The sequence below is a fragment of the Bacteroidota bacterium genome, from assembly GCA_016718825.1.
Classification (GTDB): domain Bacteria; phylum Bacteroidota; class Bacteroidia; order J057; family JADKCL01; genus JADKCL01.
On the sequence record JADKCL010000002.1, the window covers coordinates 361,023 to 367,900 of the forward strand.

At 50.1% G+C, this 6,878-nt stretch carries 6 protein-coding genes and 3 pseudogenes; all 9 read left to right on the forward strand.

What is annotated here, in order from left to right:
* Positions 1 to 68 precede the first annotated feature (68 nt).
* The gene (locus IPN95_03650; GenBank protein MBK9448507.1) at positions 69 to 1,232 is read left to right on the forward strand and encodes a hypothetical protein; all 1,164 of its coding nucleotides are present in this window, start codon (positions 69 to 71) and stop codon (positions 1,230 to 1,232) included.
* A complete protein-coding gene (locus tag IPN95_03655) occupies positions 1,229 to 1,396 on the forward strand; it encodes a hypothetical protein (GenBank protein MBK9448508.1) in 168 nt (55 codons plus the stop codon). The genes IPN95_03650 and IPN95_03655 overlap by 4 nt, the downstream gene beginning before the upstream one ends.
* 51 nt (positions 1,397 to 1,447) lie before the next feature.
* Positions 1,448 to 1,990, forward strand: coding sequence for a hypothetical protein (locus tag IPN95_03660; protein MBK9448509.1), 543 nt, complete (start codon positions 1,448 to 1,450; stop codon positions 1,988 to 1,990).
* A 104-nt stretch (positions 1,991 to 2,094) separates the two neighbouring features.
* On the forward strand, positions 2,095 to 2,274 hold the full coding sequence (locus IPN95_03665) for a hypothetical protein (GenBank protein ID MBK9448510.1): 180 nt from the start codon (positions 2,095 to 2,097) through the stop codon (positions 2,272 to 2,274).
* A gap of 1,322 nt (positions 2,275 to 3,596) precedes the next feature.
* Positions 3,597 to 3,821, forward strand: coding sequence for a T9SS type A sorting domain-containing protein (locus tag IPN95_03670; protein MBK9448511.1), 225 nt, complete (start codon positions 3,597 to 3,599; stop codon positions 3,819 to 3,821).
* 289 nt (positions 3,822 to 4,110) lie between these two features.
* Positions 4,111 to 5,018, forward strand: a pseudogene (locus IPN95_03675) (HYR domain-containing protein).
* 9 nt (positions 5,019 to 5,027) lie between these two features.
* Positions 5,028 to 5,384: pseudogene (locus IPN95_03680) on the forward strand (HYR domain-containing protein).
* Between the two features lie 168 nt (positions 5,385 to 5,552).
* Positions 5,553 to 5,876 (forward strand): annotated as a pseudogene (locus tag IPN95_03685) (HYR domain-containing protein).
* A gap of 132 nt (positions 5,877 to 6,008) precedes the next feature.
* Positions 6,009 to 6,749 (forward strand): HYR domain-containing protein, encoded by a 741-nt coding sequence (locus IPN95_03690; GenBank protein ID MBK9448512.1) that lies wholly within the window; start codon positions 6,009 to 6,011, stop codon positions 6,747 to 6,749.
* The last annotated feature ends 129 nt before the right edge of the window (positions 6,750 to 6,878 follow it).

Below are 6,878 nucleotides of genomic sequence, written 5' to 3' on the forward strand. Positions count from 1 at the left end.
CCGAAATATGATCGATTTCCATTTCGAAATTGGTCTCCATACCTTACATTTATGGCAAATTCGAAGTCATGAAAAGAAGACACCTCCCCGAACTCGAAGACGAAACTTGGTTCCCCACATTTCTGCGGGATTACGGGACCGATTATCTGCAATTTCTGGTGAATGCAACTGGATTTTACAAGGATTTGGTGCCGACGATGCAGCGCGGGCTTGCGAAGGCAAAGCAGAAGGTCGTCGTGGACATTGCAGCCGGCGGCGGTGGCGGCTGGAAAAAACTCGGTCCCGACTTGAAGGCTGCCGAACCTGATGTGAAGGTGATTCTGACCGACTTTTTTCCCAATTTGCCTGCATTCAAGGCCTTGGCTGCCAAGGATCCCAACCTCTACACCTTCCGTACTGAATCGGTTAATGCGCTTGACGTGCCCAAGGATTTGCAAGGTTTGCGCACGCAATTCCTTTCGTTCCACCATTTCCGGCCCGAGGATGCCACCAAGATTTTGCAGAATGCAGTGGATTGCCAATCGCCGATATTGATTGTGGAAGCTACCGAACGGAACGTAGGGAACGTCATCAAAATGATCTCCACCCTCCTCATTTCACCGTTTTTGATTCCATTTTCGGGCCCATTGAAGTTCGGAAGGCTGTTTTTCACTTATATCATCCCGATTTTGCCACTGTTTATTGCTTGGGACGGTGTGGCATCCGTCTTTCGCAGCTTCTCCTGCCGAGGTCAAGCCGCCAAATGGTCTCAAGAATGCCAACAGCTTCACCTGGGAAAATCGGTTGGCAAGGCAAAGTGCTGCAAAATTTTGGTGTCTAGGATTGCCGAAAGAGGGTTGGTTCACATGATAATCTCCCTGAAAATGGCCTTTAACGACCCCGACATTCGGAATCTCTTTTTCCACGACCAACTCATCGGTAAGGTTTGGGATACGCATAACAGCTTGGTTTCGACGGATGGTCAGTTTGAATGCATTATCACCGAGCCATGTTGGTTAGAGTTTCTCTCTGATTTCGAATTGCTCTTTTACGGGATGATGGAAGACGGGCCAAGGCATTTTGAAGCCGTGATCGCTGCCTTATCGATCGCTTATGGCGAGGAAGTTTTCGAGGAAGATGCCTGGCGAATTGAGGACGAGGATGGTTCGTCGGCGCAATCCCTCTGGCAACCCCCATTGATCGACTTGGAGAATGGACGGATTTCCCTGCGGATCAATAGGTATTCCGAATGAGGAACGACTTGATGCGCCATCAACTTACGACGCTGGTTACGGGCACTTTGGCTTGCTTTGACTTGGCAGCAACCTTCAATATGGAAACTCCCAAGACGACTCCCCGGTCTGAATCGTATGGCCTTCACTTGGAGGTTTGTCTCGGTGTCGGAATTACTGGGTAACAAAATGCATCGCAATTCGCTCACAAACAACGCGTAGTATTTATATTCAGAATGAAAACAGCATTCGATTTCGAAACCTACGCACTCAAAAACAGCTACGTGCTGGATTTTCGAGGATGTCCGTTTGTGACGTTGTTGGACGAGACGATCTTCCGTCCTTCATTTTACATCCAAATGGCCATTTTCGGGGCTGCCATCCAAATCACCAAGACGGAAATCGTTTCAGCGGATGAAAACAAGATTAATTTGAAGGTACTTTCCTCCGAATGTCCTGTATCGCAATTCGTTAGGTTGTGGAACCGTGCGGAGGCGATCAAGGTGTCGCCCTTCCACTTGCGGGACTTTGGACCTGTGGGCCGCGACGGCTCCATTTACAGCCTGACGATGGGCCAAGGCACCAATTTCGCGACCTTCAATTGGTGGACGGCGAGTTCACAACACCCTGAATGGGCCGCACTCGACGTTTGGATCGAGGAATTTCTCGCTTTTGAACGCAACCTGACCTACCGTGAAATTTGGCAAATTGAAGCGGCGATGATGCAAGACAAAACCCTACGGACGGAGAGCTTCGCCATGGAATTCAGGCGGATTTAGACTTTTTTTATAGCGTCCGCATGGTAAATCCGAGAAAAAATCGCAAATTGTGATCAAACTCACTTGAGACAATCTTTTTCAATTAAATCTTAATACAACCTGTTATGAGAAAATTCGCATTGACAATTGCGGCCATTTTGGTCATGGGATCGGCATTTGGGCAAGTCTGGAGCTATGATTGGCATGGGGCGTGTAGAAAGGTTGCATACCACGACACCAAGCTTGCTGGCGATGGTCTTTTCTATTCGGCGCGAATGGACATTATAAAAGTCCAGTCGATTTAGACCCAACGACGTCAATGATTTTTCCCGATAGGTAATTGGAATGCTTGGGCAATTTTCTGGCCAGAAAATAATTGAATGGTCGTATGATGGGATTTACAAGGAGGGACATTCGTGTTCGTGGTATAGCGATGGAGAGTTGGGCAATTTGCGGAACTTCGGATTCGACCTTGACCTTGACCTCCAACCCCAATTTGCAAGCGCTACAAATTCGCTTTCCAGTCCTCGGAACTTTATACGCATGTTAACAATTCCGACTGGAGGATATTTTAAGGCTTGCACTACGGATATCCGCGCCACCATTTTGATAAAACTGGCATCTCTATGTTGCTGGAACCTTTATTGTTCACTGGGGGCATTTCTGGTGCCAAACAGATATTGAACTTCTTCCGGGATAGGATTCCTCACCAAGCACCTAAAATCTGCTTTGGGCAAAAAATGGACATGCAGAACTCTGGGTGAAATGGACTCAAAGGCTGATGTCGGAGGTCCAGCTTTGAAGTAAGCCCTTGGTGATAAAGTAAATTCGTACTTTCCTCTTTTGGAGGCCTCGTTTGATTTGGATCCTAACTCCTTGGGAATGGATATTTTCTACAAAATAACCTGATCACCTCATGCTAATGCACATTTGTTTCTAGGATGGATACAAACGGAGGTTTCGTCAATGCTATCTCATTTCGCGCAACTTGGAGGATTTGAACCTTGGGATGCTTCTTTCTTGCAGATGATGGCGGTTTTTGTCGTTGGGGTCTCAATGCACAGGAGATGACTCATCATCGAAGCAAATGGCAGTTTTGCAGGTATTCGATCAACGGCTGATTATTGGCACCTGATTGCGAGATTTGATCAAACGAACAATTTGTCATGGTCAAAATCCTTGTATTCAAATTATGTGCTTGATATTAGAAAAATTTTGAAACGAATTCCTGGATTTATGTCAACGGTCATTTTTACGATAGCCTATTTGAGGTATCCGGATCAATAAGACAGCTTTTCAGACCTCTCAACCCAGTGTTGAACCAAGTATATAAGTACAAACAACGGGAATAATTTGGGATGGATTGTAGATCGGCCAATCAATTTCGCGCCAGGAAATTTTGCAGATGCTCGCAGGACTGCCGGTAATCAAGGGAAATCCTGGGGCATTTCCCAAAGGGTCTTGAATTCGATTCAAACCAGAAGTAGATCCATCCGGCGAGTTTCCCTCAACCGAATGCCACCTTGACTCCCTCAACTACAATGGAAAGAAGCTCGTCAATACGGAGCTACGTCCTAAACCTAACGACGGCTTCGTCAACACCCAAAGCCCCCATTCCCCCGCACAAGTGCTGGTCTACCCCAACCCAACCACGCAGGATCTCCGTATCCAAAGCGAATCCCCCTTCAGCAAGGTCACTTTGCAAGACCTCCAAGGCCGCGTTTTGATGTCGCAGACCTTCGACGCTGTCCAAAACCAAACTTTGGACATGTCGGCAATCAGCAGCGGAGTCTATTTGCTGACGATCGAAGGCGAGATGGGACGCGTCACGTCCAAGGTCGTGAAGCAATAACCTTCCCTCGATTACGCTCAAAATTTCGAGGGCAAAGTGGTTCGACCTGATCGAAATCCACTTTGCCCTCGTTCATTTTTGAATATCCCTGAACCGCCTGACTTTAGCACACTTTCAAGCTTCCAAACCGCATTCCACCCACAAAATATTCGTAAAATTCACATCCTGCGAGTCGGAAATTTCGGTATCAAACCCTATATTTAGGCTTTGTGGCCAATTTGAAGGTTTGAATGCAAGCTTTCAGTTTGTCTTTGGTCATTCAACGGAATACATCAAGATACATTAAATGATGCGAAATTTTTACGCTTTTCTCCTTGCTTGCTTTGGACTTTTTGGCATTCAGCAGGTGAATGCCCAATGTCCACAAATTACTTGTCCAACGAACATTACCACCAATGCCGCGAATGGCAACTGCGCTGCTACCGTGAGCTTTGCTGCTCCGGTAGGCACCAATCCTTGTGGTGGTTCGACAACAGCCACATTCAACTACACAGGTGCGCAACAAAGCTTCACTGTTCCTGTAGGCATCACGAGCATCACCGTGGACGCCCAAGGCGCGCAAGGTGGCGGCAATGGTGGCCTCGGCGGACGTGCGATCGCTACGATCCCAGTTACGCCGGGCGAAGTGCTGCAAGTATGGGTCGGTGGCAGGCCAACTGCACAACTTGGCCCAGGTGGATTCAACGGCGGCGGTGCGATTACCGTCGAACCTTGTGGAAGTGGTCCGACGTATTCGTGGCCTGGTGCAGGGGCATCTGACATTCGGCGTGGATCTGGTTATGCCAATCGACTGATTGTCGGCGGCGGCGGCGGCGGTCAAGGCTGGTCGACGGGTCTTGGTGGTGGCGGCGGCGGCACGACCGGTGTCGATGGCGCAGCCTCTTGGATTGCTGGAACCAATGGAAAAGGCGGCACACAAATCGCCGGAGGTATCGGTGGCTTTTACTCTGGAAATGGACAATCGTCACCCAATGGCACCCTAGGTGTGGGTGGGAATGCATCACCGTTGAATACCTATTGCACCGGCGGTGGTGGTGGCGGCGGCTACTATGGTGGTGGCGGCGGATATGTCTCTGCAGGTGGCGGTGGTTCAAGCTATGTCGCTTATCCCGGGAATACTTCAACGTCAACAACCGCCTCATTTCGTGCTGGAAACGGAGTGTAACGATCTCTTATACTGGAGCTGGTTCAGCAACAACCACACAAATCGCCGGACTTGCAAATGGCGCCTCCTTCCCCGTTGGCACGACTTCCAACACCTTTTCGGTGAGCGATGGTCTTGGAAATTCAGCCTCTTGCTCATTTTCGGTGACGGTGGTTGACGCCCAAGCACCCTCCATCACCTGCCCTGCCAACATCACCGCCAACAATACCGTTGGCACTTGCGGCGCGGTTGTCAACTACGCAGCACCTGTTGGCACCGACAATTGCAGCGGTGTCACTTCGAGCCGTACAGTTGGCCTTGCGAGCGGAGCTTCCTTCCCGATTGGAACCACTACCGTCACCTATCAGGCGACGGATGCCGCCGGTTTGACCGCAACGTGTTCGTTTACAGTAGCCATCAGCGACAATGAGGCGCCGGCCATCACCTGTCCATCCAATATCGTCGCCAACAATACCACAGGAAGTTGCGATGCGATTGTGAGCTACAATGCACCAACGGGCACCGACAATTGTACCGGCGTCACCTCAAACCGCACTGCAGGACTCGCAAGCGGCTCAACTTTCCCGATAGGCGCGACGACCGTTACCTATTTGGCGACTGACCTCGCTGGCTTGACCGCCACCTGTTCATTCACCGTCACGGTCAATGATACCGAAGCTCCAACCATCAATTGTCCATCCAATGTGACGATAAACGCAGATTCAAGCACTTGTGGTGCCGCCGTTTCGTTCAATACCCCAGCTGGTACTGACAATTGTGGTGCAGCAACGACCCTGCAAACAGCAGGATTGGCGAGTGGTGCTACATTTCCAGTTGGTGTTACGACACAGGTGTTTGGCGCAACAGACGGGGCAGGAAACACCACAACCTGTTCATTTTCAGTAACAGTCGTGGATATTGAGACGCCAACAATCTCTTGCCCATCCAACGTTTCAGCAGCTGCAAATGGTGCTGGCTGCACAGCGACCGTCACCTACAACACACCGGTTGGAACGGACAATTGCACGAACTCCTCGACAGTATTGTCGGGCGGTTTTGCCAGTGGTGCAGCATTTCCTTCCGGTGTCACAACTGTGACGTACACCGTCGCGGACCAATCTGGAAATTCTGCAACGTGTTCATTTACAGTAACTGTCAGCGGAAACGTCAGCAGTACGCAAAATTTGACCATTTGCAATGGTGCTAGCGTGACTGTCGGAACAAATACCTATTCGACGGCGGGGGTTTATACCGACCTTCTTGCGAATGCCTTCGGATGCGACTCTGTTGTAACGACCGTCCTGTCCGTGACCAACGTGAATACGGGAACGACCTTGAATGGCATCGTGTTGTCGGCAGCCGCCAACGGCGCAACCTACCAATGGCTGGACTGCGACAACGGCAACGCTGCGATCAGCGGAGCAACTTCGCAGACCTTCACGCCTTCGGTAAATGGCAACTATGCCGTCGTGGTGACCGAAAATGGCTGTACCGACACCTCGGCATGTACGAGCGTGACCGTTGTGGGATTGCAGGAAGCATTCGGCAGCGAATTCAGTTTGCATCCCAACCCCAGCAATGGATTGGTCACCATCGAATTCGGACAATCCTTGTCTGATCTTGAGATCCGCGTGACCGACTTGACGGGCAAGGTTTTGTATGCCAAGGACCATGTCAACGGCAATCAAGTGTTGCTGGACATGCGTTCGTTGAGCCACGGTGTGTACCTCGTCGAGGTGCGCTCCGCTGACTTGCGCAAGGCTTTGCGCATGGTGGTGCAATAAGTTTTTGAGTTTTCATCGATCGCCGCTGCTTCGGATTGTCTGGAGCAGCGGCGATTTGGTTTTATAAAAGGCTCGAGAGCGTTGAAGGGTTTCGAACTTCGTTCCTAGAAACCATTCCAAATAAACCAC

Excerpts from the sequence above, each read along its gene's own strand:
- IPN95_03650 (MBK9448507.1), top strand. The coding sequence starts at position 69 with ATGAAAAGAAGACACCTCCCCGAACTCGAAGACGAAACTTGGTTCCCC.
- IPN95_03655 (MBK9448508.1), top strand. The coding sequence starts at position 1,229 with ATGAGGAACGACTTGATGCGCCATCAACTTACGACGCTGGTTACGGGC.
- IPN95_03660 (MBK9448509.1), top strand. The coding sequence starts at position 1,448 with ATGAAAACAGCATTCGATTTCGAAACCTACGCACTCAAAAACAGCTAC.
- IPN95_03665 (MBK9448510.1), top strand. The coding sequence starts at position 2,095 with ATGAGAAAATTCGCATTGACAATTGCGGCCATTTTGGTCATGGGATCG.